Annotated in this window: 1 protein-coding gene and 1 pseudogene; both read right to left on the reverse strand. The window is 59.0% G+C overall.

Annotated elements, in window-relative coordinates; genetic code table 11:
- Positions 1-240, reverse strand: a pseudogene (locus V6C07_RS08655) (pyridine nucleotide-disulfide oxidoreductase/dicluster-binding protein); the annotation flags it as partial.
- A 364-nt stretch (positions 241-604) separates the two neighbouring features.
- A partial coding sequence (locus V6C07_RS08660; RefSeq protein WP_333535998.1) for a molybdopterin cofactor-binding domain-containing protein occupies positions 605-1,209 on the reverse strand: 605 nt, incomplete at its 5' end.

Below are 1,209 nucleotides of genomic sequence, written 5' to 3' on the forward strand. Positions count from 1 at the left end.
GCCAAGGTCGCGCCGCAGGCAGACATTTTCACACGGCGCATCGCAGATGCGCGCCATGATGCCGGGCAGAGGCAGATGGCGTTCCAGAAGCTTACGGGCCTCGCCGCATTTGCCCTCGGCCATGCGCGCCATAAAAAGGCGCACGTCCAGATCAAAGGGGCAGGCCGCCCGACAGCGCGGGGGACTTTCCTGGGTACAGCGGGCTTCGATTTCATGCAGGCGCTTCTGATCCATCATAATGCTGTTCTCGCTGAGGTCGGACTTTAGAGTAGATTAACTTTGAGAATGTACATTCTCAAAGTTTACTTCGGCGCTTAGCAGCGCAAATAAATTGCGCTTGCTCACGCAGTCGCCAGAACAATTTCAGAGTGAAAATGCCCTGGCGGGACAAACCGCGCACATACCGCTCCACTGTAAATGCGGCCAGGCAAAACATAAAAAACATGTGACGCGGCATGCGGCCAGGCCGCTCCCGCGTCACAAGAAAAAATACAATCCAGGGGAGCGGAATACAGGAGAAAGAGGTTCTTCAGCTGCCGGAGAGCACGTCGCCCCCCGGCAACTGAAGTCCCCTCCCCCGTATTGCTTTTACCTTACACCTACCTTACCTGGGCATGGCCTCCAAGACCTTTTCGGGCCGCGCGGGCAGATGGCGAATACGCGCGCCGCAGGCATTGTAGATGCCGTTGATGATGGCCGCATGCGGCGCGGTAAGGGGCATTTCGCCCACGCCCGAAGCGCCGAAGGGGCCATCCTTGCGAGGCGTTTCCACATAGATGATCTCAATGTCGTCAGGAATCATCTTGATGGGGGGAACACCCGCGCCGGCTATGGTGCTGTGCTTCTTGAGGTCTTCGTAGTCTTCACTGAGGGCCAGACCCACGCCCTGGGCGAGACCGCCGTAAATCTGGCCGTCCACCACAAGCTTGTTGCAAAGCTTGCCGATGTCGGCCACGCAGACCATTTTTTCTACCGTGGTTTTGCCCGTGGCTGCTTCCACCGCCACTTCGGTGAGGAAAAGCCCGTACATGTAGCAGGCAAAGGGCGAACCCTGACCCTTGGCGTCACAATCCTTGGCCGGGGCAGTCCATTTGCCGTCATAGCGCATGGGGCGGCCTTCGGCCTTCATTTCGGCGGGCGTGAGGAAGCCGCCGCCGGGCTTGCGCATGCCCTCGATGAGCATTTCGCAGGCCACACGGATGGCGTTGC

Source organism: Desulfovibrio sp. 1214_IL3152, assembly GCF_036763055.1.
Classification (GTDB): Bacteria; Desulfobacterota; Desulfovibrionia; order Desulfovibrionales; family Desulfovibrionaceae; genus Desulfovibrio.